26 protein-coding genes and 1 pseudogene are annotated in these 26,962 nt (G+C 53.1%); 9 read left to right on the top strand and 18 right to left on the bottom strand.

The genetic code is table 11. The annotated features are described in order from the left end of the window. Positions 1–72: 72 nt before the first annotated feature. Together R1T41_RS14910 and R1T41_RS14915 are read right to left on the bottom strand one after the other, a co-directional pair. On the bottom strand, positions 73–1,338 hold the full coding sequence (locus tag R1T41_RS14910) for an NnrS family protein (RefSeq protein ID WP_317337660.1): 1,266 nt from the start codon (positions 1,336–1,338) through the stop codon (positions 73–75). A 57-nt stretch (positions 1,339–1,395) separates the two neighbouring features. Beyond that, entirely contained in the window at positions 1,396–3,099 is a 1,704-nt protein-coding gene (locus tag R1T41_RS14915; RefSeq protein WP_317337661.1) for a restriction endonuclease, read from the bottom strand. A gap of 330 nt (positions 3,100–3,429) precedes the next feature. Between R1T41_RS14915 and R1T41_RS14920 the strand changes: the two genes are divergently transcribed. Then, positions 3,430–4,899 (top strand): leucyl aminopeptidase, encoded by a 1,470-nt coding sequence (locus tag R1T41_RS14920; protein WP_317337662.1) that lies wholly within the window; start codon positions 3,430–3,432, stop codon positions 4,897–4,899. 83 nt (positions 4,900–4,982) lie between these two features. Further along, the gene (locus tag R1T41_RS14925; RefSeq protein ID WP_317337663.1) at positions 4,983–5,438 is read left to right on the top strand and encodes a DNA polymerase III subunit chi; all 456 of its coding nucleotides are present in this window, start codon (positions 4,983–4,985) and stop codon (positions 5,436–5,438) included. Between the two features lie 16 nt (positions 5,439–5,454). Here R1T41_RS14925 and R1T41_RS14930 read toward each other — a convergent pair whose 3' ends face one another. Genes R1T41_RS14930 through R1T41_RS14940 form a run of 3 tightly spaced genes read right to left on the bottom strand, consistent with a single transcriptional unit; the run spans position 5,455 to position 9,298 of the window. Next, positions 5,455–6,072 (bottom strand): hypothetical protein, encoded by a 618-nt coding sequence (locus R1T41_RS14930; RefSeq protein WP_317337664.1) that lies wholly within the window; start codon positions 6,070–6,072, stop codon positions 5,455–5,457. A 30-nt stretch (positions 6,073–6,102) separates the two neighbouring features. Continuing rightward, on the bottom strand, positions 6,103–8,451 hold the full coding sequence (locus R1T41_RS14935; RefSeq protein ID WP_317337665.1) for a protein-arginine deiminase family protein: 2,349 nt from the start codon (positions 8,449–8,451) through the stop codon (positions 6,103–6,105). 7 nt (positions 8,452–8,458) lie between these two features. Next, on the bottom strand, positions 8,459–9,298 hold the full coding sequence (locus R1T41_RS14940) for a hypothetical protein (protein WP_317337666.1): 840 nt from the start codon (positions 9,296–9,298) through the stop codon (positions 8,459–8,461). A gap of 313 nt (positions 9,299–9,611) precedes the next feature. On the opposite strand from R1T41_RS14940, the pseudogene R1T41_RS14945 reads away from it, so the two are divergent. From R1T41_RS14945 to R1T41_RS14955, 3 genes and pseudogenes are all read left to right on the top strand, one after another. Continuing rightward, positions 9,612–10,340: pseudogene (locus R1T41_RS14945) on the top strand (methionine ABC transporter ATP-binding protein); the annotation flags it as partial. 68 nt (positions 10,341–10,408) lie between these two features. Continuing rightward, a complete protein-coding gene (locus tag R1T41_RS14950; protein WP_062952387.1) occupies positions 10,409–11,068 on the top strand; it encodes a methionine ABC transporter permease in 660 nt (219 codons plus the stop codon). 68 nt (positions 11,069–11,136) lie between these two features. After that, positions 11,137–11,937: a MetQ/NlpA family ABC transporter substrate-binding protein gene (locus R1T41_RS14955; protein ID WP_114116175.1), complete on the top strand. Its 801-nt coding sequence runs from the start codon at positions 11,137–11,139 to the stop codon at positions 11,935–11,937. Positions 11,938–12,034: 97 nt separating this feature from the next. Here the strand turns inward: R1T41_RS14955 and R1T41_RS14960 are convergent, their stop codons facing one another. The 7 genes from R1T41_RS14960 to R1T41_RS14990 all read right to left on the bottom strand — a co-directional run bounded on the left by R1T41_RS14960 (position 12,035) and on the right by R1T41_RS14990 (position 17,748). Beyond that, positions 12,035–12,766 (bottom strand): thioredoxin family protein, encoded by a 732-nt coding sequence (locus tag R1T41_RS14960; protein WP_317337668.1) that lies wholly within the window; start codon positions 12,764–12,766, stop codon positions 12,035–12,037. A 124-nt stretch (positions 12,767–12,890) separates the two neighbouring features. Continuing rightward, positions 12,891–13,586 (bottom strand): GNAT family N-acetyltransferase, encoded by a 696-nt coding sequence (locus tag R1T41_RS14965; RefSeq protein ID WP_317337669.1) that lies wholly within the window; start codon positions 13,584–13,586, stop codon positions 12,891–12,893. Positions 13,587–13,591: 5 nt separating this feature from the next. Continuing rightward, positions 13,592–15,259, bottom strand: coding sequence for an MFS transporter (locus R1T41_RS14970; protein WP_062958955.1), 1,668 nt, complete (start codon positions 15,257–15,259; stop codon positions 13,592–13,594). 139 nt (positions 15,260–15,398) lie between these two features. Beyond that, entirely contained in the window at positions 15,399–15,857 is a 459-nt protein-coding gene (locus R1T41_RS14975; protein ID WP_062952390.1) for an SRPBCC domain-containing protein, read from the bottom strand. Between the two features lie 11 nt (positions 15,858–15,868). Then, positions 15,869–16,237: an ArsR/SmtB family transcription factor gene (locus tag R1T41_RS14980; RefSeq protein WP_062952391.1), complete on the bottom strand. Its 369-nt coding sequence runs from the start codon at positions 16,235–16,237 to the stop codon at positions 15,869–15,871. Between the two features lie 37 nt (positions 16,238–16,274). Beyond that, entirely contained in the window at positions 16,275–16,922 is a 648-nt protein-coding gene (locus tag R1T41_RS14985; protein ID WP_247793717.1) for a LysE family translocator, read from the bottom strand. 118 nt (positions 16,923–17,040) lie between these two features. After that, positions 17,041–17,748: a hypothetical protein gene (locus tag R1T41_RS14990; RefSeq protein ID WP_317337670.1), complete on the bottom strand. Its 708-nt coding sequence runs from the start codon at positions 17,746–17,748 to the stop codon at positions 17,041–17,043. Between the two features lie 72 nt (positions 17,749–17,820). Between R1T41_RS14990 and R1T41_RS14995 the strand changes: the two genes are divergently transcribed. From R1T41_RS14995 to R1T41_RS21960, 3 genes are read left to right on the top strand one after another with little or no spacing between them, the layout of a single operon-like run. Next, on the top strand, positions 17,821–18,993 hold the full coding sequence (locus R1T41_RS14995) for a CBASS cGAMP synthase (protein ID WP_317337671.1): 1,173 nt from the start codon (positions 17,821–17,823) through the stop codon (positions 18,991–18,993). Continuing rightward, a complete protein-coding gene (locus R1T41_RS15000) occupies positions 18,993–20,654 on the top strand; it encodes a ThiF family adenylyltransferase (RefSeq protein WP_317337672.1) in 1,662 nt (553 codons plus the stop codon). The genes R1T41_RS14995 and R1T41_RS15000 overlap by 1 nt, the downstream gene beginning before the upstream one ends. Continuing rightward, complete coding sequence (locus R1T41_RS21960; protein ID WP_411045425.1) at positions 20,618–21,115, top strand: Mov34/MPN/PAD-1 family protein; 498 nt, start codon at positions 20,618–20,620, stop codon at positions 21,113–21,115. Before R1T41_RS15000 ends, R1T41_RS21960 begins: the two co-directional genes overlap by 37 nt. Before the next feature lie 63 nt (positions 21,116–21,178). Here R1T41_RS21960 and R1T41_RS15005 read toward each other — a convergent pair whose 3' ends face one another. The 3 genes from R1T41_RS15005 to R1T41_RS15015 form a co-directional block, all read right to left on the bottom strand. Continuing rightward, complete coding sequence (locus tag R1T41_RS15005) at positions 21,179–21,592, bottom strand: DUF1801 domain-containing protein (RefSeq protein ID WP_317337673.1); 414 nt, start codon at positions 21,590–21,592, stop codon at positions 21,179–21,181. 118 nt (positions 21,593–21,710) lie between these two features. After that, positions 21,711–22,997, bottom strand: a complete 1,287-nt coding sequence (locus R1T41_RS15010; RefSeq protein ID WP_317337674.1) for a calcium-binding protein — start codon at positions 22,995–22,997, stop codon at positions 21,711–21,713. Positions 22,998–23,133: 136 nt separating this feature from the next. After that, entirely contained in the window at positions 23,134–25,044 is a 1,911-nt protein-coding gene (locus R1T41_RS15015) for an ABC-F family ATP-binding cassette domain-containing protein (RefSeq protein ID WP_062952396.1), read from the bottom strand. Positions 25,045–25,420: 376 nt separating this feature from the next. On the opposite strand from R1T41_RS15015, the gene ndk reads away from it, so the two are divergent. Then, on the top strand, positions 25,421–25,843 hold the full coding sequence (ndk, locus tag R1T41_RS15020; RefSeq protein WP_007091418.1) for a nucleoside-diphosphate kinase: 423 nt from the start codon (positions 25,421–25,423) through the stop codon (positions 25,841–25,843). A 115-nt stretch (positions 25,844–25,958) separates the two neighbouring features. Here the strand turns inward: ndk and R1T41_RS15025 are convergent, their stop codons facing one another. From R1T41_RS15025 to R1T41_RS15035, 3 genes are all read right to left on the bottom strand, one after another. After that, positions 25,959–26,093 carry an aa3-type cytochrome c oxidase subunit IV gene (locus R1T41_RS15025; protein ID WP_082824789.1) on the bottom strand — a complete coding sequence of 45 codons (135 nt, stop codon included), beginning with the start codon at positions 26,091–26,093 and terminating at the stop codon, positions 25,959–25,961. 179 nt (positions 26,094–26,272) lie between these two features. Continuing rightward, complete coding sequence (locus R1T41_RS15030; RefSeq protein WP_082824790.1) at positions 26,273–26,401, bottom strand: aa3-type cytochrome c oxidase subunit IV; 129 nt, start codon at positions 26,399–26,401, stop codon at positions 26,273–26,275. Between the two features lie 104 nt (positions 26,402–26,505). After that, on the bottom strand, positions 26,506–26,889 hold the full coding sequence (locus R1T41_RS15035) for a hypothetical protein (protein WP_062958961.1): 384 nt from the start codon (positions 26,887–26,889) through the stop codon (positions 26,506–26,508). Positions 26,890–26,962 lie beyond the last annotated feature (73 nt).

A 26,962-nucleotide genomic window follows, 5' to 3' on the forward strand; every position in this document is an offset into this window, starting at 1 on the left:
CTACTATTCTCAAGGGTTGGGAAGCGTGATCATTATGTGATGCAAAGGTTGCAGTTTTCATGCACGGACAGATTATCTGACCGGAATGCCGCGTGTTTTCTTCTGGCTTGGCCCGATCAGGATCGGCGCATAGCCAATCAGAAACGCCAGCCACCCGACCAGCCAGCATAAAGTCGCCGCTGCCAGAACCGGAAGGTAAGCATCCGGGAACTGCCCGACCAGAAGCCGCAGCACGGTCGAAATCCACACCAACCCGAATGCCGCATTCAAGGCCCAGCTTGCGCGCAATTCCCGCCCGGTATGGCCAAGGGCTGCCCGCCCGCCAATCGCAATGATCATGCAGGCCATCGCCCCGCCGGTAAGCCCATGCAGGGCATCACGCGGCGCAATCACATCCGGCCAGATATGGGCAATGCCAAACAAAGCCAATCCGGCCGGTACCCAGAAATAGGCGAAATGCAACATCGCCACCAACGGATCACGCAGCGTCAGGTGCCCGCGCCAGCGCACCATGCGAAACCCGTGCAGGGTGGCCGTCATCAGCAATGCCGCGCCAAAGATGACGCCATCCGTATCCACCATTCCGATCACGATGGTGATGGCAAGGGCGGTAAGGCAGGCACCGTCAAAACGCGTAAACATCACCGGCATCGCGGCATCCGGCTGTTCGCGTTGCAGCCAGTTGCGCGTAAAGGCTGGAATGATCCGCCCGCCAATCAGGGCAATCAGAAGCACGATCAGCAAAATCGCACTTTGGTAAATCACCATCGCATCAAGCGCGATCAGGCCAAGCGCGCTTGCGATAAACACCCCATCAAAGGCGGTGATAAGCCCCAGAATGCCAAGGATTTTAAGGTTGCGGTAGTTTCGCCCCAGCACAAGCTCCCGCCCGGCAATCACGATAAGGGCGATGAAATAGCCAAGCCCGCTGATGATGGTCAGGGCGGGGGCTAATGCCTCGCCAAAGCCAATCGCCAGCCGGGCGATGAGCCAGCACGCGGCAAGCGTCATCAGCAACCCGCCCGAAACCCCCGGCCGCTCCGTCCAGTTGGCAATCGCGGTTAGCAGGAACCCGCCAATCGCTGCCCCGCCAAAGCCGAAAATCATTTCATGCCCGTGCCAAAGTGATGGCATGCCAAGTGACGGTGTCGCCACCCCATGCGCCATCCCCGCGACCCACCAGACCACGGCCACAACCGCAATCAGTCCGGCAAACAGAAACATCGGGCGAAACGCGCCGCTCCAGAATGGATGTGGTACGATGACAGGTTCGGAGATCGAGATCGGCGTGGTTTTGGCATTCATCATGGCACCAAGGCAAAGGTTTGAATGCGTCATAATAGCGTCCAGCCATCCCGCCGCCTTGACATCGCGCAATTCACAGGTGGGCTGTTCTTAGCCGCCAGATAATCCGAGTTCCTTCCTTGCTGCTGCAATATCAATTTTTGCTTTTACTCCATGCTTTTCTAGCAGATGCAGCAAGTTGGCCCCGCCTAGCAGGGTGAGGGGCTTGTCAGATGCAAATTTATGTGCATCGGGTCCATAATCGGCTGTGGTTACTAGTATTCCCTTGCTTGCCCCTTCGGATAGTGTAGTTCCATACAGGTCGCGTACAGCAGATACGCCGACTGTTTTTGTATATCGTTTTGCCTGTATAACTATCTTTCCACCCGTGATTGGATCGGGATCATAGGCAATTGCGTCCACGCCACCATCGCTACTTGCTTGAGTTATTTTTACTTCACCTCCACGGGAGGAGAATTCTTTTTCAAATAGCTCTCTTACCAAGTGTTCGAAATCATCCCATGGCATAGAGGCAAGGTTTGTCTCACCCGAGTTATCTAAGCTTACTTCTCTAGCATCGATAAATCTTCGGTCTGTTTTATCCATTGATACGACCGGGGCGATAGGGGTTAAGCCGATAAGAGTAGATGCTGCGACACCTTTTAGTGATTTGAAGCATGCTTTGGGATCAATCTTTGCAAGGTTAATTTCAAGAAATTCATCTCTGTTGACCAGTAGAGATAAGATTGTTGAAACGATTTCCTTCCCAGTCGCTTTGTCTATGGTGTCGCAGATTCCGTTAAATGCTATTTTCTCAATATGAGAGTACTTATCTGCTTCCAGAATCTCGTGGATTGTTCGGAGGCAAATCTGATAGCACAAGTCATCATATATCTTTTTTTGCTCTAACTGTGATATTAGTGTTTCTTTAAATTCACCAGTGGATTTTACAAATCGAACATTCTTTATTATTGGTAAGTCAGTTGGTTCTGGTAACTTGTAATCTACGATAAGCAACTTGCTAATCGGTTCATATTCTAGGTCAAACTCTTTTGTAATTAATTCTGGGTAATTTGATGTATCCAATACAATTGAGGCGTGTTCTACTATCGCTTCCGGATCTCCTTCTATCCATGACGATATCAGTTTGTCGATGTCATCATTTGTCTTTTGTAAGTTATTTTCAAACGCTTCTTTTTCTAAAACTTGGGTACGCTCCCATTCTTCTTTTTTTTCTTTCCAAGATTTTAAATTTGTTAAAAACTGTTGTTCCTTCTGTTTCTTGAGTTGCGAGGCCTTTTCTACGGCAAGTGCATGCTCAGATTTTATTTTGTCGATGCGGCGTAAAAGCCAATCAAAAAAACCAATTTTGGGCGGGTTAGGCGGTGAAGGAAGCTTTCCGAGTTCAGGTTTTGGCTCGGGAAATGGCTTTGCCCGAAACTTTTCTTTCGGTCTTAGTATATTCCAATCTACGGTATCATCTACCGAAAGCGTGTAACGAAGAATTTCCGCTATTTTTGCGCGTAGTGCAGAGGATTCTTTGGTTAAGTTATCTGCTTGATAGGCATTGGTAGCGACCTCTGTTTTTGTTAGAAATACTTCATATTTCTTGTCCCAACTGGCGACTAAGGCATCCACCTTATTTTGGAGTATATCCAATTCTGGAGCGCTTAGTTCTTTGTGAAGATCAAGTTCGATGTGATTTAAGTCGATATAATATCGAAGAATTCGAGTTCCTGACGCATTCCATTTTGCCCGCAAAGTACCAATTCGAAGCTTTTTTAGGTGTGCGGATTGGACGTATATATCGGACATAGGGTGCCTCTCCTGAATCTTTTGTCGGATAATTGATTAAGTTGAGTGTAGGGACTTTAATTATCCTTTTGAGCTATTAATGATATTGAAGTTCCCGATTTCAACAATCTTAAATTTCATTAATACAGAAATATCTAATTAATGGCGTCGGTATCGATATCGCATTCGAACGTCACGATATATTGCTGTTAAGTAAAATCCCGCAGGTTTTTGAGCAATAAGCCTTTTCTTCGCCATTTAACGCGCTAGATTAGGGAAAGCATTCCAGCATCGGCGGGCTTGCCGGTGCAGACCTCACACATGCCCGAAACATGACAGGAGCCTTTTTTCATGAAGATCACGTTTTCTGATCTCGCCATCCCGACCTCGGGCGCTGTGATCGCCTTTGCCACCGATGGCGGCGATCTGATGCCAAGTGCCGTGGCGCTGGACGAAGCAACCGGCGGGGCACTTGCCAAGGCGATCAAGGGATCGACCTTCAAGGGGAAGGCGGGGCAAAGCCTGCAGCTTCTGGCACCGGCCAATACCGATCTTTCGCGCATCATCGTGTTCGGGATTGGCAAGGAAGCCGAGTTTGACGTGATCGCCGCCCAGAAGCTTGGTGGCAATGTTACCGTGCGTGCGCTTTCGACCGGCGAGAAGGACGTGACGGTCCTGTTTGACATGGAAGGCATGGCCTGTGATTTCGCCACCGGTGCGATGCTGCGCGATTATCGTTTCGATAAATACCGCACCACCGAAACCAAGGAAGACAAACCGGTCCTGAAATCCATCGCGATTGCCGCGCGCGATCACAAGGACGCGAAAAAACAGTTCGACAGTGCCAAAAAGGTCGTCGAAGGCGTGTTCCTGACCCGCGATCTGGTGTCCGAACCGGCCAATGTGCTGTATCCCGAAAGCTTCATGAAAGAAGTCAGCGCGCTTGAAAAGCTCGGTATCGAGATTGACGTGCTTGACGAAAAGGAAATGAAAAAGCTTGGCATGGGGGCGCTTCTGGGCGTGGCGCAGGGTTCGGCGCACAAGCCTTATATGGTTGTCATGCGCTGGAACGGCGGCAAGAAAAAGGACGCACCGGTCGCTTTTGTTGGCAAGGGCGTGACATTCGATACCGGCGGTATTTCGATTAAACCGGCTGCTGGCATGGAAGACATGAAATTCGATATGGGCGGGGCCGGTGTGGTTTCCGGCCTGATGAAGGCATTGGCTGGGCGCAAGGCCAAGGCCAACGTGATCGGCGTGATCGGCCTTGTTGAAAACATGCCATCCAGCACGGCACAGCGTCCGGGTGATGTTGTGACCTCGATGTCGGGCCAGACCATCGAAGTCATCAATACCGATGCCGAAGGCCGCCTTGTCCTGTGTGATGCGCTGACCTATGTGCAGGAGAAATACGATCCGAAACTGATCGTCGATCTGGCGACGCTTACCGGCGCGATCATTATTGCCCTTGGCCATGAAAATGCCGGGCTGTTTTCCAACAATGATGAATTATCGGCCCAGATCACCAATGCCGGTCTTGCGGTCAATGAAACCGTCTGGCGCCTGCCGCTGTCGAAGGCCTATGACAGCCAGCTTAAATCCGACATTGCTGATATGAAAAATGTCGGTGGCCGTCCGGCTGGCTCCATCACGGCGGCCCAGTTCCTGCAACGCTTCATCACCAAGGATCGCCCGTGGGCGCATCTTGATATCGCCGCGATGGCCTGGGCGACGAAGGATAGCGAAGTCACGCCAAAGGGCGGCACCGGCTATGGTGTACGTCTACTTGATCGCTTTGTTGCTGATAACTGTGAGTCCTGATTTCACGGCGGTTTGACCAGAAACTTGAGGGGCAGGGTGACGATCACCTTGCCCCGTTTTCATGTTCGCGATAGAAATCGACCATGGCTGACATCTGGTTCTATCATCTGACCGCGTCCCCGCTGGAACGTGCATTGCCGACCCTGCTGTCCAAGACGTTGGAGCGGGAAAAACGTGCTGTCGTCATGACCGGGACCGAGGAAAGGATCGAGGCGCTCAATACCCTGCTTTGGACCTATGACGCCGCAAGCTGGATGCCCCATGGATCGAAATCTGATGGTGATCCCGAAATGCAGCCGGTCTGGCTGACATCCGATGATGAAAATCCCAACGGCGCACAATTCCTGTTCCTGACCGACCGCGCGATGAGCGGCAAAATCGCCGATTATGAACGCGTGATCATGCTGTTTGACGACCGCGATCATGATGCGGTGGCCGAGGCACGTACCCGTTGGAAAGACTGGAAAGACGCTGGGCACAAGCTGTCTTACTGGCAGCAGACCCCGCAAGGCGCGTGGGAAAAAAAGGCCGAAAGCTGATCGGCTTTTACTATGCTTACGGCGTGCCCGTCCCCGATGTCACATCCTCAAACAGGATTTCCACCAGCGCCTTGGTGACGTCATTCTGGCTTAGTTTCCCATCCGCCATTTCATTGATTGCCGGGAAACTGTCCGCCGACAGGGCAAACAGCTTTGTCTGGATTTCAGATGCCCGCACCGGCCAGTCCGGATCGATTTGCGCCAACCCCAACAACATCGCACGCGCCATCTGATCGGCATTCCCGCTTTTGATCGCGTCCTGTACCTGCGGGATTTGCTTGGCCTCGGACACGGCAACGTCAAGTGTTGCCAAAAGGTCGGCCAGTGCCTTTGCCTGAATCTGAATATCCGTCACCGGATAATTCTGTTCGATGTCACGCAATGGGGCGACGGCGGCCGATGTGCCGTAACTCGACAGATAGGCAATCGCCCCGCCCAACTGCCAGCTTTCCCATTTTTTCCACGAACCGGCTTTCAAATCATCAATCATCGGGGCGGCAATCGTGCCGCCATATTGCCGGAAAATCTGGTCAATCGCCTGCGGTGCCGGGCGGCCGGTCACGCGGGTTGCTTCCTGTGTTGCAAGGTCGGCGATATCTTTCAGGGCCTGTTGATAGTCGCTTTGTGCACTCATCGGAAAGCTCCCGTTTCATATGTCACGATATCACGCATCAACCGCTGTCCACCAGTTGGCATAGCGCGCATTGCCGAAGGCCGCCTGACCGTTATAGGGCGCACGCAGTTCGTTGGTGCCACAGTGAATTTCGCCAAGTGCAACGTGATAATCATCCCAGTCATCAATGAAGTCGCAGGTGGGGCCATTGACGATGGCAGCGATTTTCTGGGTCAAATCACGTTCAAAAAGATCATATCCGTGATTGGGATTTGTATTGTCCTCGATCCACGGACCGAAAGGCTTGGGGATCATTAGGCGGTCATTACCAACAAACATATTGGGCATGTCACCGGTCAAGGCACCGCACTGAAAACCGCCCTGTTTGCCCGGATAGACGTTAAAGCCGTTATCGCGCCCGATCGTCCAGCCAGAAACCTTGTCTGCAAAGGTGAAATCACCTGGATTGAAGCTCTCCGGGAAGAATATGACTGGAACCTTGATGATATCGGTATCGACCAGATCGAATGCATTTTTCAGGAGCGTGACATTTCTGGCGATGACCGTTTCAACGCCGCCGATATTCCAGTCGCGCAGTTGCTTGTATGTGTAATTGCTGTGATCTCGTGGATTGGTTAAGGGGGCCTGACCGTTTCCAAGAAGGGCGTTGATGGTTGCGCCAACATTGGTCCCGTTGATTTGCAGGCTTGTATAATCAAAACGATTGTTAACGTTATCCCATGCCGCACGATTAAGTACATTTGCTGCGCCATGCGCACCTTGGGCTGCTGTCATAAGCCGGTATGCTTCTGCCGGACTTGCCACCAGAAGCTTCCATTTTTTGAAGGCATTTCCCGGATTGTTGTCGGGTACAAAGGTCATCATTTCATCGACGTGACCAACCAGTAGCCAGTCCGTATCCAGAATGATCGGTGTTTGCATATTCTGGGCGGCCATGAAGTCGCGGCTGCTGGCATCGACCCTGTGATACCGGTTATGGCCGTAATAAATCCGGCCGTATCGATACGGTGTGACAATGCCATTCGCCGTTTTCTGAACGGGTGGGGTTACAGCAATGTTTCCCCCGGAGTTAGCCGAGGTGATAGCATCGGCGCTTCCTGCTGCAGGGTACCAAACACCTACTTTGGGATGCGGAGGAACGCCGGGATTTAAGGGATCGGGAAGATCGAGAAGGATGCGGAAAACCCAATTCTGCAAGGATCTCCATCTATGGGTCTTCATGAACACATCGGCTGTCTGCGGTGTGTTAAGGACGTTGCCCGGCCAAGAACTTAAACCGGATACAATGGTATCGCGCATCCATCTATCGTCTCCTGCTGGCTCAGGAACAGTTTCCCCTATGGGGGCGTAGTTGGCCCATGCATTCCCATTGAGGAAGGTAACATTTGTGGCAGGTGTTATTCGCGGTGCGCCAGTTGTTACTGCAATAGCCGGATTGTCTGCCGCGGCCGCGTTGCCAAGATCTGTTCGGAATTGCGCATTTCCCGCATCAGCAACATACAAACGCGAAACAGTTTGCCGGTGATGGTTTCCAATCCAGCGGGCGGCAACGATACGTTCGCCATACATATATGTCGGGTTGTTTGCTCCGGTGACTTCGGGCTGAATGACAAAAAGACTGACGATGCCCTGACCGGACGTAAAGTTCTGCCCTGCAAATCTGACGGCCTCAATGCCGTATGCTTTGGCGGCACCAACCGATGCGGTTGTGATATTCGCCTCATCCGCGGTTTCCGGGCCGATGATTTCAAGGCTGTTATTGGCATCCCCGTCAAAAATCCGGAAATGGCGTTGGGCTGCTGCATCCGTGTTTATTGCTTTGTCGAGCCAGAGCCTTAGTTCCCAACCCGCAGGCACGACAACAACCGGACCAACAATGGTTCGACGAATTTCAAAGCGTGCAACGCCTGTAACCAGATCACTATTGCCGTTAACCTGCTGATCCTGATTGTCCGTACGTCCGACAACCGCATTATTGCCATCCCGGTTGCAATTGACCGGGATGATCGCGCCGCGTCCTGCCGTTCCGAAAGTAATGGTCCGTGGACTAAGCTGGTTAAGTGTTCCTGCTGCATCAAGCACGCCATCTCTGTCCCGGTCCGTGTGCAGCGTATAATAGATCACGGTAAGGTTCTTGGCATTGGTGGCGTCGCCATTAACCACAATATTCTGTTCGTCCACGGGCACAAATCCGATGCCGCTGATCTTCAGCCGCCACGTACCATTTGCAATATCAAAGACATGCGAAACCGCCATACTCGGCGTCAGTGTCAAATCCTGTGTCTGTTGCGGCTGGGCATCACAGGTTAGCGAAACGCGCACCTGGTCAAACGGATAATTTCCGGCAGGAGCGGTAAGCTGGACGGTATAATTTGCCATGGCGTCCTCAGCGGCTGGTGGATGCGAAAGAAGGGGCGTCGGCAAGCCCGTCTGGGAAGGACAGCCGTGCTTGAAGCGCGTTGTTCAGAATGGCGATCCGGTCATCGATGGTGCCAAGTCCGGTATCTTTCAGGATCGCACTGGCCCACGGCTGGCTGGTGACGTCCGGCCCACCTGCGAACTGTACGGTGGCGTAATCGGTAATCCCGTCCGGCGTCTTTACGCCAAGCTTGATGGCCGCATCCCCGGCCGCCTTGCTGGCAATTGCCAGACTGTCGGCGTCATATCCGGCAACCGCATCGGGGATGGTGATCTGCAAATAACCGGGAAGTGACGCGATCACATCGTCAAGCCACGGCACCGGTGACGGGCTGGGGCCGGGGGAGGGCGATGGCGATGGTGTGGGTTGCGGTTTGGGACCGCAGGGCGATGTCGGCAGGGCAGAAACCGCCTGTGATTCCTGCATCATCAGTTTCGCAACCTCATCGGCAAAGCGTTTCTCGGCCTGAAGGCGGCTGGCAGCGCTCGCATCGAATTTCTGTTTGCTCATGATGCTCAGCGTCTTGAGCCGCTCGGTATCCTGCGCGCCAAACGCCGCCAGAAGATTGCCAACCTGCGGGGCGCCATCGGCAAGGCGTTGCGACAATGCCTTGGCATCCTTGCCGCTGCCTGCTGCAATCAGGGTATCGCCATCGCGCGCAAGGCTCTGGTCATTGCTGATCTGCGCATTCAGGCTTTCAAGCTGCTTGGCGGTGCGAATGTCGATCCTGCTGCCGGTGATGGTCACATTGGTCGGGTATTGCGCCAGTGTTCGGGCAAGGTCGCTGATCCTGTCGGCATAGGCCATTTGTCCGGTCCCGCTTTGGTGAAGACGTCCTATGACGCGGGCGAGCGGGGTCTGTGACAGGCGAAGTTAATACAAATATTCCCTGTTGATTATTTCGATCTCATGCAAGCCATGCGTAAATTGCATGCGCATCGGGATTGATGAACGGCGTTCGGTTCGCTATACATGTCATATCGAACGCGCCGATTTGCTCCTCAGCTTGCGGGCGCGATAAAAATGCGGCTAAAGCGAGAGGGCGTGCACGCTCCGACATGTACGACCGCCTCGGGAATAGCCGCGGCGGTTTTTTTATGTTCGGAAAAGGTTGGGATCCATGATCAGGCTCTCGAACGTCCAGAAGACTTACTCCGCACGGCGCGGAAGCCCGGCGCATACCGCGCTGCACGGCATCAATCTTGATATCGCAGCCGGTGAAATCGTTGGGGTTATTGGCAGGTCTGGTGCGGGAAAATCCACACTTATTCGCTGCATCAATCTGCTTGAAGTCCCGACAGCGGGCAGTGTCATTGTTGATGGCACCGATGTGACGCAACTGGCAAAACGCGATCTGCCGCTGTTTCGCCGTCAGCTTGGCATGGTGTTCCAGCATTTCAATCTGCTGTCATCGCGCACGGTTTACGACAATATCGCCCTGCCGCTTGAACTGGCCGGGGCCAGCAAGGCGGAAATTGCCGCCGCGGTTGATCCGTTGTTGCCGCTGGTCGGGCTTGAAGACAAACGTGACCGTTATCCCGCCGAACTTTCCGGTGGTCAGAAACAGCGCGTTGGCATTGCGCGTGCGCTTTCAAGCAATCCCAAGGTCGTCCTGTGTGACGAGGTCACATCCGCCCTTGATCCGGAAACCACCCGCCAGATTCTCAGCCTGCTGCGTGACATCAATAAACGCCTGGGCCTGACCATGGTGGTGATCACCCATGAAATGGCCGTGGTCAAACAGCTTTGTGACCGGGTGGCGGTCATGGATGGCGGCGTGATTGTCGAGGAAGGCAAGGTTGACGCGATTTTCGCCAACCCGACCCACGCCACGACGCAATCGCTTCTGGCCGATGAATTTCTGGATTACCCGGCGCGGAACAATACCGCTGCGACCACCGGGCGGGAGGCTTAATCATGTTTGCAACACTTGCACCGATCCTGCTTCAGGCAACGCTTGAAACCTTTTCGATGGTGATTTCGGCCCTTGTGCTGGGCACGACATTCGGCTTGCCGATCGGGGTGATCCTGGCGACATCCGGGCGCGGCGAACTGTTCGAAGCCCCGCTGTTCCAGAAAATCATTGGTCCGATCGTCAATGCGACCCGGTCCGTCCCCTTCATCATTCTGGCCGTGGCGATCATTCCGTTCACCCGTCTGGTGGCGGGAACCTCCATCGGTACGGCAGCGGCGATTGTGCCCCTGACGGTGGCGGCCATTCCGTTCATCGCACGCATCATCGAAGGTGCGATCCGCGAGGTTGATGGCGGCCTTGTCGAAGCCGCCCAAGCCATGGGTGCACGCCCGTTTCAGGTGGTGACCAAGGTGCTGCTGCCCGAAGCATTGCCGGGCATCATTCACGGCCTGACCTTAACCGCGGTAACCCTGATCGGGTATTCGGCGATGGTTGGTGCGGTCGGGGCCGGCGGGCTCGGCGATCTTGGCATTCGTTACGGTTATCAGCGTTTCCGCCCCGATGTGATGGCGGCAGTTGTCATCACCCTGATTGTGGTGGTGCAGATGGTGCAAAGCTTGGGCGACTGGCTGGCGCGCAAGGCTGATAAACGCAATATCTGATCACTGTTTTTGTTTCTTCATCTTCTTTGAATTCCCGCAAAACACCACAGTAAACAAGGAGTTTTACCATGCGGTTTCTGCTTAAACTGACGGCTGCTGCCGTTCTGGCCGCCGCCCTGACCGGGCAGGCATTGGCGAACGAGAAAATCAAGATCGGCGTCACCCCGGGTGCGCACGAAGAAGTCATGGAACAGGTCGTCAAGGTCGCGGCCGAAAAGGGCCTTGATATCGAAATCATCAGCTTCTCGGATTATGTCATTCCGAACCAGGCGCTTGATGATGGCGACCTGCAGGCCAACAGCTTCCAGCACAAGCCTTACCTTGATAACCAGATCAAGGATCGTGGTTATGACCTTTCGGTTGTCGGCTATAACATCCTGACCCCGATGGGCATCTATTCCGACAAGATCAAGGATCTGAGCGAGCTTAAAGATGGTGCCGAAGTCGGCATTCCGAACGATCCGACCAATGGTGGTCGTGCGCTTCTGGTGCTTCAGTCCGAAGGCCTGATCAAGGTCGATCCGGCTGCCGGTCTTTCGGTCAGCCCGCTTGATGTGATTGAAAACCCGAAAAACATCAAATTCGTCGAACTTGATGCGGCCCAGCTTCCGCGTTCGCTGGCTGATCTGGATGCCTCGGCGATCAACACCAACTACGCGCTTGAAGCCGGTCTGAACCCGATCAAGGATTCAATCGCGATTGAAGGCAATGACAGCCCCTATGCCAACGTGATCGTCACCCGCACCCAGGACAAAGATGCACCCTGGGTCAAAACGCTGGTTGAGTCCTATCACGATGATTCGATCCGTGAATTCATCGAAACCAAATATGAAGGCTCGGTCCTGCCGGTTTTCAAAATTTCTGAATAATCGCAGCGATTATTCAAAACAAGTAAAGCCCGCGCTCGGATCAGAGCGCGGGCTTTTTTGTGCGGACATATACCGATTGTCTTTCGGCTAATCCCTGCTAGTGACAGCAGGAATGCACCGGTTTGTAATCCTCGTACTGATCATGCAGCTTGACCCAGTCCATGACCCCGTCCTCGTTACGGCCAAAGGGCGTCATGTCAAGGAAGGCGTGCGCCCCGATCAGGGCATCACCGGCACGGGCATAACTTGAATAGGTGTGGAAAATCTCGCCGGTTTCGGGATCGCGGACAAAGACGCTTTCGCCGTGAAGGTCTTCCATCTTGCCGGTATAGGGCGCGTAATTATAGGTCGCCTTGCCGGCCTTGACGTCATCAGGGCGAAATGACGCATCGAAATCGTAATTGAAGTCCGAACCCGCCGAGGAAACCCACGTGAAGTCCCAGCCCATGCGCTTTTTGAAATCCTGAAATTCCGCAAGCGGCGCCCGGGAAGCAGCAACCAGCGTCACGTCATGGTGTTTGAGATGCAGGTTGGCACCGTCAAAATGGTCGGCAAGGAACGAACAGCCCACACAGCCCTCTTTCCAGCCCGGTCCGAACATGAAGTGATAGACGATTAACTGATTGCGGCCGTCAAACAGATCGGCCAGCGATTTTTCACCGTCCGGCGTGTCAAAGACATACTCCTTGTCGACCCGCACCCATGGCAGGGTCCGGCGTTCCTCGCACAGGCGGTCATAGGCGCGCATATGTGCCTTTTCCCGTTCCAGATGCGCCTTGCGGGCATCAAGCCATTCCGCGCGAGAGACGATTTCGGGGCGTTTCATCATATCCTCCTTGTTGATCGGGTGGCGGCGCTGATCAGAAGGCTATGCAAAGACAATCGTGCCGGGGAAGGTCGGTGGGCAATTCAAACTTGTATCGGGACCGGTCGGGTTTCTGACCGGTCCCGGCTTACATTCCCTTGCAGGCGTGTTTTTGCATCTCAGCGGCAGTGCCGGTTTTAAGATTGCAGTTGGCATAGACAAAATTGTCGCTACCGGCATCGGTGCGGCGTGACGCATCGGGTCTGCCATGGTCCCAAATCGTGCGTTTAAGCGACCAGTCGACCTTTGCGGTGCCGCATTCGGTAGTCCATTCGGGGGAATTTTCCGACCCGTGACGTTCCGCCACGACTTCGGCTCCGAACCAGTCAGCCAGACGGGCAATGCGTTTATTGTCGCTGGCCGTAACGCCCATGATCGACGCAAGATCAAGCTCGCGGAAACCAAAGGCGATCATCATCGTGCTGGCCTCGATGGCGGCGCGGTAACGCCCCCAATGGCTTGGTGACAGCTCAATCCCGAAAATCGCGCTATCCACCGGCAGATCCTTGCCACGCAGGCCGACGCATCCCAGAAGATCGCCGGACGATTTATCAAAAATCCCGACCTGAAAATTGCGCCGTGGGCGTTCTTCCTGCCATGCCAGGAACCGATCAAACAGCGCATTGCTGCTCGCACGGGTGCGGTCATTATCCGCGGTGCCGTAAAGGGCGCGATACCGTTCATCCAGCTGATAGGCGACAAAGGCCGCCCGATCCGAGGGCGTGAAATCGCGCAGGATGAAACGTTTGCTTTCAAGTCTTGGGGGGAGTTCCGGACTTCGCATTGTGACTACTCCACAGTTCCGGCGGCACAGGCTGCCTGTTTCAGGGCCGGGTCAAGCGCAGCATCGCTTTTTGCGCCTTCCGCCCCATCATCGTTATTTGTGTCACAACGGGCATCGCGCAACGCGATCAGGGTGCCAATGGCCGACAAAACCATCAAAATTGTGCAAATAATCGAAATAACCTGTAAGCCATCCGTAAAGGCGGCGCGTGCAAGTGGCAGAATGTCAGATGATATTGACGCCGGAAGATCGGAAAGCGCATTGACGGCTCCGCCCAATGTGCTGCGGATGGCATCCGCGGCCTCATCCCCGACGCCCGACGGCACCGCTTTGACCATCACATCGCGATAGATCGCGGTACCGACACTGCCCAGTATGGCAATGCCAAGCGCGCCACCAAGTTCTGCACTGGTTTCCGACATCGCGGCTGCCGATCCGGCCCGATCCGAAGGGGCAGATGCGACAACCATATCCGTACAGATCATCGCAACCGGCGTAATCCCAAGCGAGAAGATCGTCGCACCCGCGACCAGGACATAAAGGCTGACAACACTGCCCGGCCAGGACAGCATGCCAAAGCCGATTGCCGTCAGGATCAGGGCACCGGTCATCACCTGCCCGGGTTTGAAGCGCCCCATCAGAACGGGTGCCCCCATCGAGCCGACAATCCCCGCCACCGTCGCAGGCAGCATCGAAAGTCCGGCCTGAATGGGGGTAAGCCCGATGACCAGTTGCAAGGCCTGCGACAGGAACAGGAAATAGGCCATCCCGGCAAAGATCACGGCGGTCTGGATCACAATCGGCAAAGAGATGGTTTTCTGTTTAAGCAGATCAAGATCAAGCAGCGGATCGGCTAGCTTGCGCTGCCGGCGGATGAAAATCCATGCACCAAGCAGGCCAAACACGAGTGCGGCAAACGCATCACTGCCAAAGCCATAGGCGGCAATGACCTTGACCCCGTAAATGATCGCCAGAACCGAGCCAAGCGACAGGGCAGCACTGAACAGGTCAAGCCGGCCAAAGCTTTCGGCCTTGTGTTCGGGCAGAAGGATCGGGGCAACAATCAGTAAAAGCACCATCACCGGCACATTAAGCAGGAAAACAGCCCCCCACCAGAAATAGCTGAGAACAAGCCCGCCCAGAAGCGGCCCGGCAGCGGTGCCAACCATAAAGGTCGTCATCCATGCGGCAATGGCAAAGGAACGTTCCTTGTCATTGTGGAACATGGATCGTATCAGCGACAGGGTGGAGGGCATCAATGTTGCCCCGGCAATACCCAGCACGCCACGCGCAAAGATCAGCATTTCCGGCGTATCGGAAAAGGCCGCCAGCACGGATGCCGCACCAAAACAGCCGCCGCCGATCATCAACAGCTTGCGCCGTCCGATCCGGTCGCCAAGGGTGCCCATGGTGATCAGCGATCCGGCAATGAAAAAGCCATAGATATCGACAATCCAGAGCAACTGGTCACTTGTCGGATTAAGGCTTGCGGTCAGATGCGGCACGGCAAGGTGCAGAACCGTCATATCCATCGCGATCAGAAGGCAGGGCAGGGCCAGAACCAGAAGGCCAATCCATTCGCGGCGGGTGGCCTTGTTATCGATGGCCGGTGACTTGGCGGGTGACGTGGCGGGTGACGCAAGGGGGGCATCGGGACGTGTCGGGGCGCTCATGTCTCGTGTTTCCTGTATTTCTTGTGGTGGCGCAGGCCGCGATAAATTGGGGCATCGCGGTGTTTATTCTGCGGTATTCATTCGGGGCGATGTTGCGACCTTAACCGTGGTTGAGGTCAAGACGGAAATCGGGGCAAAATCATTCCGAAGTGCAACAGACCTCCAGCTTGTCAAGCGCGCTGCTCCATCCTTCCTGATGGCCATCACGCGCACGCTCGTCAAAGAACTGCGTGTGATGGAGGATCAGAATGGTGGCCGCCCCGTGATCCTCGGCCATAAAGGTCAGGGTCACGTGCGATTTGCGTTCGGGCATGGTGATCCATTGCCAACTGAATGACAGCTTTGCATCGGGTTCCACCGCGTCATAGGTGCCGCTGACATCGTGGATTTCACCCTCCGGGCCTGATTCCTTGAACCGGATGCGAAAGGTGCCGCCGGTCCGGGCGTCGATTGTGGCATCAATCATTTCGCATCCCGCAGGTCCCCACCATCTGGCGAGTTTTTCGGGTTCAATCCATGCGGCGTAAACCTTTGCCGGTGGGGCGACAATCCGGCGCCGGATCGTCAGGCTCGGTTTTTGACTTATCGTTTCAGACATACGTCTTTTCCCTAGTCCGTTATTTCGTCTTTTCCCCGTTCGGGGATGGTGTCTTCTTCTTCAAGGAACGCGGCAAGCTGATCGAGTTTGTGCGACCAGAAACGCTGATAGCGGGCCAGCCATTCCATGGCGTGCTCCATCGGTTCGGCATTCAGGCGCACATTGACCGTGCGTCCGGTCTTTTGCCGCGCAATCAGCCCGGCATCGGACAGAACATCCAGATGTTTCATCACCGCAGGCAATGAAACGTGAAACGGTCGCGCCAGTTCACTGACCGACAGGTTTTCTTCCGTCTCCAGCCGCGCCAGAAGCGCACGGCGGGTTGGATCGGCAAGGGCGGCAAAGATGTCGTTCAGTTCGGCTTCTTGATACTTAACCATGAGGTTAAGTATTGATCAGGCCACACCGCCCTGTCAATCAAAAGTTGATCCCGGTTGTCGCCATGCCCTGCCACGCGGTCAGAAGGGCGACACCGATGAACAGCAAACCTGCCGTCCGCCCGATGAAAATCGTTGCCACCGGATTGCCGGTAATCAGGTTGCGGCTGGTTCCGGCCGCAAGGGCCAGCGCGCCATAAACCGCAAGCTGTACGGCGGCCGTCATGATCCCCATGACCAGCGCCTGTGACCAAAGCGGCCCGTAATGCGGGCGGATGAATTGCGGATAGACCGCGAAAATGAACAGATAGGCCTTGGGATTGAGCATGCAGGTAATCATGCCCTGACGAAACGCGATCCAAAGCGACGCGGCCTTGGCCGCCCGGATGCGATCAACCGTGATGGCGCTGCGCAACAGCGTGATGCCGATCCAGACCATATAGGCCGCCCCGGCAAACAGCATGACATTCAAAAGCCAGGGCGCAATGGCCAGAAGGGCGCTGATGCCGATGGCACCCAGCAACGTGTGATACACCCCGCCCAGCATGATCCCGGCGGTGGCCGATAACCCGGCACGTTTGCCGCCAGTCAGGGAATTGGCAATAACGAAAAACATATCCATGCCGGGCACAATGATAATGCCCGACAGCAGAACAAAGAACAGCCAGAGATTTTCAGCATATGTCATGGGGCGCTCGTAATTTATCCGCCGAACGGCTTGATCGGCAGGGATAAACTAGCAGGGCGCTCCTGACAGGCTCATGTCAGGAAGGTGGGGAAAGAGAATAGCTTGGTGGAGCTTTATATCAAGGTTGACTACTGCTATTGGGGTCGATTTTTAGAAACTTTATTTTTCCTGCAGTATTTATGGCTCTTTGCCATTTTCGAGCAGTCCAGAATGTTCCTTCTAAAGTATTGGATTCTGGATGGTACTCTATAATGGCTGCTCCAGGAAAGTTATCAGTATCTAGTAAGCTGGTAGAAAATCCATCTTGTTCAAAAAAGTAGCATAATCTATGAGGCTTAAAACCATCTCCACGTATCGGGGAGACTGTTATGGTTTTGCTGTCTTTAATTGTGGAGTTCTGTTCTGGATTCCATAGTTTTATTTCGATCTTAAACCAATTTTGATTTATTTCTGCTCTAAATTTCTCTGTTTTAAGAGGTGCGAGCATTGAGTCTTCTATGTGAGTATAATCTATTTCATTCTTATTGTTTGTTGCTGCGTCAATAAGCTCTTTCTGTCTTGGCCAATTTGATTGAAGTTCCACGTCCCAAGTACCATTAAGATCAGGAAAGAATTTTGATCCCAAAAAGGGGCATATCTTCCAAAGAGTCCTCCAAATTGGATTAATGGTAACAAGATAACTTATGCCAAGTGCAGCGGAGGGCACTATCGTAATGCGCAGCTCAAGCGGCAGAAGTGAATTGGAAAATTCCACTAACAAGAAAATTAATAACACCAGCCAAGCAAAAGGCCAGAATAGCCATTTTAAGGGAAATGCACTGTACATAAGGAGTACTTAATCCTTGTGCGTTCAGGGAGTTCGGTTAAACTATTGTAGAGTTGAGCAGCGAGGTTTCCAATGACGTTAGCTAATGCCCATGCGCTTTTTTGTGGATTGAAGAAAGATCCTAGCTATCTCGCTAACCTCACTGTCCCTGAAGATGTTATTGAATCTCTACTTTTGGCTCGCAAGGACATCCGAGCTGTTTTACGTGACAATGCAGTGAACCTAAGGTTCGATAGTCATTTTTGGGTGTCAGACAGTATCTACTCGAGCAGTCAATCCGCTAGACCTAATATTAGCATGAAATTTATGACGCAGGGTAGCTATGTCTATGGAACTTTGAATTCTCCAGAGAAACCTCAAGTGCAGGAAATAGATTTAGACGACGGAATGTACGTTCCTGTAGATTTTTTGAGTGACGGCAAACCAGCACTTATCGCCAAGTCCCTTTTTGATTTTGTCCTTACAACTTTAAATGACAACGGTTGGAGTGCTCAATCTAAGCCAAACTGTGTGCGGGTAAGGTTGTCGCGAGGGGCCCATATTGATATTCCGATTTATTCAATTCCTAGAAATGAATTTGAATCTTTAGCTATCGCAACGGAAAATGCGAACATGCAGAGTTCTCAGTTGTTTCGAGATAGTCTTGGCACGATCAATCGTTTGCCCTCGGACAAGGTTATGCTAGCACGAGCGGATGGTACTTGGATTCAATCTGACCCCCACCAATTGCATGAATGGGTTCAGGCTCAAAGGGCGAGATACGGAGCCCCATATATTAGATTGTGTCGGTTCTTTAAGGGGTGGAGGGACTTCACATGGGATAAGTCTCCATTATCTTCTTTATGCATAATGCGAGCAGTTCAGCTTGCCCTGACTAGGTTCGAGGGTGGCTTCCCCACTGAGTGGCGTGATGACGAGCTTATTTTGAAGGTATCTCGACTGTTACCAGACATATTTTCTGGAGATATCACCAATCCGGTATTGGGGCTGTCGCTTAATGATTGGGAGCAAAGTGAGGTAGAGGAAATCGTTTCTCAATCTCAGATACTGCGGGATCAGATGGAAACTGCGCTGTTGTATACAGGTGATGCTGATGTGATCGTAAGGAAGCTCAGGCTTCGCTTTGGGGACCGAATACCAAATCGTCCGGATGTAATTAAATTTGGTTCTACTATTGCAGCTCTTAAGAGCGCAAAACCCGCAGAAGTATCCGTCCCTAAAGTCATTGCATCAACATCTGGCTAATGGATCCAACTCAGGCAATTCATGCCATTGACGCAACTCTCAGAAAACTTGGGTTTTCGTATGCCGGACCTGGGGCTTGTGACTATGACGGTGTGATTTCGGTCAGTGGTTTAAAGTTGGATATTCATTTAAGTGTGTCAGACACTACTTTTCTCCAGCTTCCAACGGCCACTTTAAAGAACCCACAACAAGTTCCTCCCGGTAGAATGGGGCATGTAATAGTCGATAACAGTATTTGTTATGCTTCTGAGCATGGCTTGCTTCTCGATATGTACAAGCCGGGTGAATCTATTTTGCGTGTTGTTGATGAGATTCATCGTACGTTGGATGTATCTGAGGTTAAGGTAAGCCAATCTGTAGCAGAAGAATTTCAGTTATATTGGAAGTCTCAAAAACGTGTCCGTTTTATGTTGCCCAGTCAGCACATGGTCGGTCCGCTAAAAGCCTTTAAGTTTTTTGCAGAAAACTATGACGGCTATCAATTTGAAGTAATATCCTCAAAAAATAAGCTGAAGGGACATCGTGTGTTTGATGTTTCTAAAGTTCTTGTTTGGTTTCTTCCGGAAATAATTGGAACGGGAGGAAATATAAGATGCCCGCGTGATCTGGAAGAGTTTAAACTATGGCTTATGTCGCAAAATCTTCCTTCAAATTGCAAGTGGAAAGATGTTCTATTTTTCTTGAATAATGGGAGGTCATTCTTTGTTTCCGCGCCAAATGCTGTTGTTGGGTGTTCTCTGAAAAGTGCTCTCAAAGGAAAAATGAGGAGTTTTACTGGGAATCATGCGGTTAGGTCGACTGGTAAACTTACAAGCAGAAAATTCAGAAATGTTGAGATAGATCGACTAAGTGGAATATTGACCAGCTTCCAAGACGTGACTTCACGTAATAATTTATTGAGTAATTGTTTAATGGATGTCTCAGTTGCATTGATTGGGTGTGGAACGATTGGCGGGTTCCTTTCAAGAATGCTTGTCCAAAGCGGGTTTGGGCTTGGAAACGGTGTCTTAACAATTGTCGACAAAGGCATTTTAGAACCGGGAAACATTGGTAGGCACTTTCTAGGTTTCGATTATCTGGGACAACGGAAGGTAACCGCGCTCAAAAAGGAATTAGAACGGTTTCACCCCGATGTGAAAATTAAAGCTATTAATGCGGACGTGAAAGACGTTTGGAACGATTTGCGAAAGCATCAATTGATTATTGATGTCACTGGTGAATGGAATGTCCAGTGTGCTTTAAATGATCGGTTTTTGAATGACCAGACAGGTAAGGTTCAGGCGGTTTTACATGCATGGGTTGTGATGAATGGTGCATCAGTGCAGAGTTTTCTAAATCTAGATGATGATTTTGCATGTTTCAGGTGTCTGCGACCGGAGATGGGCGAAGATTGGCGCTATCCAGGAGCAAAAAAAGACGTTCAATTAGAGCTTCAGCCTGCGACTTGTGGTGATGATCCTTATGCTGCCTTCTCAGTGGATTGCTCAGTAATGTCCGCAAGTTTGGCTGCTCGTAGTGCCCTTGACTGGGCAACAGGAAAGCCAGGAAAGCGGCTTAGGACAATCGTCATTGACGACGATAGAGGGAGATTTCACAGGAATTTATCCCCAGTTCCTTCAAAAAGATGTCCTGCGTGTGCACGCTTGAGGGAAAGGCATTGATTGCAGTTCTGATTCCTAGGCAGATATTGACCGATCTTTGTGCGAGAGCAATACCATCTCAGCCAACTAACGAAACTGGTGGGATCTTGTTGGGGTTTCGCAAAGCCCTTGGGTTGCAGATTACGAACACCACTTATGCCCAATGTCGGGATTCTGCATCACCAAGTCTTTTTAAACGTTCCAAGCATGGGCATAGCGAGATAGCGGCTGAACTATGGACGCGCTCTAGAGGGACAATAGATTGGGTTGGAGAGTGGCATACGCATCCAAATGGTATTGCATCGCCATCACATATAGATGTTCGCAGTTGGCGTTTCTTGGTGTCTCAAGTCGATAAGCCAATGGTCTTCATTATTTCCAATGGAAAACGCGTTTATGTTGGGCTGCAAGAGCCTACGGGTTCGTTAGTCAGAAAAATGACAATTCAAGAAATGGATGGGGACAGTATCCTTTTCATCTGAATTTGAGTTGCTGATTATTCTTTCTTGGTTGTAGACGGATGCCTTATTGGTTGTTTACCCAGCTCAAAGCTTTTTCCCCGGCAATTTGCTGGCCTGTCTGATCCAGTCGGTGAGTTGGGCTTCGTCGAGTTGATCATCCTCGTGGATATTGAGGTAGCGGATGCCTTCGACCTTGGAGGTAAACGGTGGCACCGGGGTCAGGGACGTGCCCTGCATGAAGGTAATCTGGACGTATTTTTTGTAGCAATACATCGCCAGAAACCAGCCGTCTTCCTTGCCATAAAGCGGCGTATTCCATTTGACGGCCTTGCGGACAGTGGGAAAGACCTGCTCGACAAGGGTGTCAATGCGCCGCCCGATCGCGCTTTTCCAGTCAGGCATTGCGGCGATATAGGCCTGCACCGGTTCGTTGTCGTCACCCTTGGTGATTTGCGGGTTGGTGCTTGAAAGCAGCTTTGGCGCGCTGGCATTGCTCATGGGGGCAGGCGTTTATTTCAGGTTGTTGTGGTGTGGTGGATTTATACATCCAGGCGATAGTGGCGTAAAGGGACGACGGCGGTTTTCAAATATCCGCCGCCGTCGTTTGCTCAACGCCTCAGACCTCGGCGAACATGACATTGTCCGGGGTCAGGTCGGCCTTTGCCGTATCCTCGACAATCACGCCAAAGGTCCAGGGATCGCCATTGCTGAAATCAATGTATAGATCGCCGCCATCGGTTTCGCTGGCGTGATCCAGCAGGCTGTCGAAATCGGTGATGCCGGACCTTGCCTGAAGATCCGCGGTGAGAAGCAGGGTATCGCCATCATTGCCGCTTTCGAAATCAACCACCCGATCCCGGCTGGAGGCTTCGGCGTCGAAGACGAAAGTATCGTTGCCGACATTGCCCTGAAGCCAGTCATTGCCGCCACCACCCGAAAGGATGTTGTCGGAGAAAACTTCATGGGCTATGGGGCCGGCATCAAGCGTGTCATGGCCATCGCCACCATACAGCGAGACGTCATATCCTTCGCCGGTAAGCGTATCATTTCCGGCTTCGCCATGGATGTTTTCGCCAACAATGAAATCGTCGCCATCGCGGCCATAGATGGTATCGCCGCCCTTGTTGCCGATCAGCCGGTTGTCGTTGTCATCGCCAATGATCAGGTCGCTTTGATTGCTGCCATCGACATTTTCGATGCCGGAAAAATGATCGCCGGTCCGCCCCGATCCGGTCTCAAGATTGATCACCGGCTGCGGACCATATTCCCCATAAGGCGCATCGTTGCCCCAACCGGCGATATAGCTGATGGTATCAGACCCTTCGCCGCCGATGAAAAAGCTGGTCTGATCTTCGGAAAAGGTGGAACTGCTGCTGGCGTAGAATTTGTCATCGCCCCCACCACCCATCATGATGTCGCCTTCGCCTGCACCGTTATAGCTCTGGTAAAAGGCGTTGTTGCCGTTATTGCCGATCAGAATGTCGCCATAGCGTGAATCACGGATATCTTCGATATTGCTGTAACGGTCGCCTTCGGCATCACCGCCCGAACCGATGCCGGTGGCAAGATTGACAATGACACCTTCCTTGATCGCGTCATTTGAATAGGAAAATTGAATTTCATCCCGACCAGGGCCGCCATCGATGATATCGGCATCCGGACCGCCATCAAGCTGGTCATTGCCCGAACCACCGATCAGCGTATCGTTACCGATGCTGGCGTGGAAATGATCATGTCCGGCACCACCATCAAGCGTATCGTCCCCCGGCCCGACTTCATAGAAACGGTCATTCCCGCCAAGCCCGCGGATATAATCACCGCCAGCGCGCCCGAAAATCAGTTCGCCTTCGTCCGTTCCGACAAGCACATCTGCCCCGTCGGTCCCATAGATGACATCAGCCATGGTCCGTCTCCCGCATTGTTTGCTTTGCCCTTTGATCAGGCTGCGGGGGGAATTCGGCGACTTGATGGCAGGGGGCGGGATTGCCGGTCAGACCGGGAGTGACATCAGAACAGGGGAGATGCCAGAAGGCGGCGGGTTACGCCACCTTCTGTTCGTATTCTTCCTGCTTTTCCATCCAGCGTGTTTCGATCTCGGCCAGTTCGTTTTCGATCTTGCCGAGGTCTTTTTGCAAGGTGGTCAGTTTGGTGGCGTTATCGGGCTCGTAAAGCGCCGGGTCGGCCATTTCTTCCTTGATTTTGTCGCGGCGCGCGCTCAGCTTTTCCATCTGTTTTTCAAGATTTTCGATCTCGCGCTTGATGGGGGCTGCGGCCTTGCGCTTTTCGGCGGCCTGTTGACGGAGCGCCTTGCGGTTGCCTTTGTCCTCTGGCCGTGCCGGTTCGCCGTTTTCGTTGGCCTCTGCCTTGTCCGCGCGGCGTTCATCACGCGCCCGGTTCAGCAGATACTGGCGATATTCGGCGACGTCGCCGTCAAAGGCATTGACCGTGCCATCGGCCACCAGAATCAACCGATCCGCACAGGCTTCGATCAGGTACGGATCGTGGCTGATGATGATCACCGCACCTTCATAGGCATTCAACGCATGGTTCAGCGCATCGCGGCTGTCGATATCAAGGTGGTTGGTCGGTTCGTCAAGGATCAGCATATGCGGCGCATCAAGCGTCATCAGCGCAAACAGCAGGCGCGCCTTTTCCCCACCCGAAAGGTCCTTGACCTTGGTGTCGCCTTTCTGGCCCTCAAACGCAAAGCGGCCAAGCTGGGCGCGGACCTTGTGTTCGATCACATCAGGCATCAGGGACGCCATATGCTGATAGGGGGTTTCATCGGGGCGCAGTTCATCGGTCTGGTGCTGCGCGAAATAACCGATGCGCAGTTTGTTTGATGAATGTTTTTCGCCCGCCATCAGTTCAAGCCGGTTGGCAAGCAGCTTGGCCAGCGTCGATTTGCCGTTACCGTTCGCCCCCAGAAGTGCGATGCGGTCATCCATATCGATGCGCAGGCTGATATTGCGCAAGACCGGTTTGCCTTCGGCATAACCGACATCGCCACCATGAATATTGATCAGGGGCGGGGGCAGTTCCTTGGGGCTTGGGAAGTCGAACGAAATGCCGCGATCTTCGACCACTGGAATGGCCGGACCCATTTTTTCCAGCATCTTGATGCGGCTTTGCGCCTGCTTGGCCTTGCTGGCCTTGGCGCGGAAGCGGTCGATGAAGGATTGCAGATGCTTTTGCTGGGCGATCTGTTTTTCGTAATGCTTTGATGCCAGTTCAAGCTGTTCGCGGCGTGTCTTGGCAAATTTGTCGTAATTGCCGCCATACATCGTGACCTTGCCATCGGTCAGATGGGCAATATGTTTGACAACGCGGTTCAGAAGATCGCGGTCGTGACTGATCAGGATGATCGTGCCGGGATAGTTGATCAGATAGTTTTCAAGCCAGATGGTCGCTTCAAGATCAAGGTGGTTGGTCGGCTCGTCGAGCAGCAGCAGATCAGGCCGCAGGAACAGGGTCGCCGCCAGGGCGACACGCATGCGCCAGCCACCGGAAAAATCATCACACGGGCGTTGCTGGGCTTCGGCATCAAAGCCAAGACCTGACAGGATGGATGCCGCGCGCGCCTCGGCGGTGTGGGCATCGATATCGGCAAGGCGGGTATAGATATCGCCAATCCGGTTCGGGTCGGTGACGGTTTCGGCTTCGTGCAGAAGGGCGGCACGTTCCGTATCGGCGGCCAGAACCGTATCAAGCAGGGATCGCGAACCGGCGGGGGCTTCCTGCGATACAACGCCCATGCGGGTGCGGTTTGAAATCGATACATCGCCACCATCGGATGCGATTTCGCCCGAAATCAGTTTCAGAAGCGTGGATTTGCCGGCCCCGTTGCGTCCGATCAGGCCCAGTTTGTGCCCGTCGGGCACGGTCAGGGTCACGTGATCAAGGATCATACGGCCGCCAATGCGGTAGGTCAGATCGGTAATTTGCAGCATTTCGGGTCCGCGTTCGGGAATCGTTTGAAAATCTGTGCTTTCAATAGGGCAGGGACGGCCGTGACGCAAGGATTCTTGAAACTGTCATGAGTGGTCGATCACAGGAGGAACGGGGCAATATCGAAGCATCGCGTGGCGGCAAGGGGCGCAGTTTCACGGGATTTGGCGGCTTTCGGGGGGTGTTCAACCGTTGATGCAAGGGGCGCAGGTCTGAATTGCGCGGGCAGAACTATGTGTTGCGTTGCGAACCAAGGGCGTTTATATAGCGCCAACCTTAGGGTCTGCGGATGATAAGGAAGCCTTGTCGTCGGCTTTTTTATCTTCCGCAGTCCCTTCTTGGGGGTAACGAATTTTTACAAGTAGCTAGGTGAAACCAATGGCTATCGAACGCACTCTTTCGATCATCAAGCCGGACGCAACGCGCCGCAACCTGACTGGCAAAATCAATGCCGTCATCGAAGACGCAGGCCTTCGCATCGTCGCGCAGAAGCGTGTCGCTCTGACCCGTGCACAGGCTGAAGGCTTCTACGCTGTTCACAAAGAACGTTCGTTCTTTGGTGAACTGGTAGACTTCATGGTTTCCGGCCCGGTCGTCGTCCAGGCTCTGGAAGGCGAAAACGCCGTTGCCAAATACCGCGAAGTAATGGGTGCGACCAACCCGGCCAATGCCGAGGAAGGCACCATTCGCAAACAGTTTGCAGAATCCATCGAAGCGAACTCGGTCCATGGTTCGGACTCGCTTGAAAATGCTGCAATCGAAATTTCCTATTTCTTCGCCCAGACCGACATCGTCGGTTAAGGCTGTCGCTTCCGACATCGTCGGCTAAGCGATCAGAGATACGGTTTCCGGTTCGCCGGATAAGGAACGCCCCGCAGATGCGGGGCGTTTTTTTATGCCTGAAATATGCCGATGATCAGATCAGGAATGCCGCCAACAGGACCAGAAGGACGACAATCGAAATAATGTTCCAGATGATGAACTTGATAAAACCGTGCCAGCCATTTTCGTGGACCTGGACCAGTTCGGCATCATAGTCGCTTCCTTGCATCGTTTCCTCCCTGACTTGTTACAGGTGTGGCCTAACCCTTTGCGGGAAACACCAGAAGCATCGTAACACATTTCAGGGGTGAATTTGGATGGTGAAAATAACGCATAAGGTTTGTTCGCGGCCAAGAAAAAAGCTGCCGGTTTCGGCAGCTTTGCATTTTTGTTCCGCGATCAGGCCGATCAGAGCAGGAAAATCGCCATCACGATCAGCAGACCGATCACTGAAAGGGTGCCCCACTTCATAAAGACGGTAAAGCCGTTATAGATATCAACGTGGGTCTTGGTCAGTTCGTAGTCGTTACCCTGCAAATTAGCCTCCTGCGTTTGGAATTACTCCAGTGTATAGACGTGAAGTTGTTGCAGCGCAAGACGCAGATTAACCGGCAATATCATCCATTTGGCTAATTATCGGCTTATTGTGCGGCGGGCGTTTTTGGCCCACCCGGACAGCCATAGGGAAGGAACGTTCCCGAAAGGCCGCCGCTCATGACGCGCAGCGAAACCGCGTTGGCATATTGAAGCTGCGTTTCGGTTTTCGGGCAGGCATAGGCGCGGCCCCGGCATCCGCCCGCGATATAGTCTTCTTCGGCTTTGATAAAGTCGGCCCCGATATCCTCGCGCGGGATCGATTTCAGAACCTCGGCGCGGATATCGGTATACATCGCACATTTCGTTTCGCGCCAGTTTGCCGGTGCAGGCGGGGCCTCGTTCGCAAGAAGCGGGGCGGGGGCGGCAATCACTGCCAGAACAAGGGCCACGATATGCACCAGGGCAGGGTCAAGGACGGCAATCCGCATTTTCGTCTGTCTTTGTTGTTGTGGTCGGGCGCGCCATTGGCGCAGCAGATTGCGGAGGCATTATGGCTGTGGG

The sequence above is a fragment of the Thalassospira lucentensis genome (assembly GCF_032921865.1).
GTDB lineage: Bacteria > Pseudomonadota > Alphaproteobacteria > Rhodospirillales > Thalassospiraceae > Thalassospira > Thalassospira lucentensis_A.